The following is a 307-nucleotide window of genomic DNA, read 5'->3' on the forward strand; positions in this document are numbered from 1 at the left end:
GTCGTCGACGTCGTTGCAGCCCGCGGACGCGTCGCCAGTGGTGTCCCCGAGGTGAGGGGTTTGTTCCGTGTTCCTCCACGTGCAGCGCATGCTCAACCAGATCGAGGCCGACGAGCCGGACCCGGCCGCGGCGAACGCCCTGCAGGAAGGCCTGGGCGGCCAGTTCGGCGAGATGCGCACGATGATGCAGTACCTGTTCCAGTCGTTCAATTTCCGCGGACCGACCGGTAAGCCGTTCCGGGATCTGCTCTACGGCATCGGCACCGAGGAGATCGGGCACGTCGAGCTGATCGCCTCGACCATCGCC

General features: G+C 66.4%; 1 protein-coding gene. It reads left to right on the top strand.

What is annotated here, in order from left to right:
* Positions 1-67 precede the first annotated feature (67 nt).
* On the top strand, positions 68-307 hold a 240-nt coding region (locus WCD74_RS29875), incomplete at its 3' end, for a manganese catalase family protein (RefSeq protein WP_337698578.1).

The organism is Actinomycetospora aurantiaca (assembly GCF_037401875.1).
Classification (GTDB): Bacteria; Actinomycetota; Actinomycetes; order Mycobacteriales; family Pseudonocardiaceae; genus Actinomycetospora; species Actinomycetospora aurantiaca.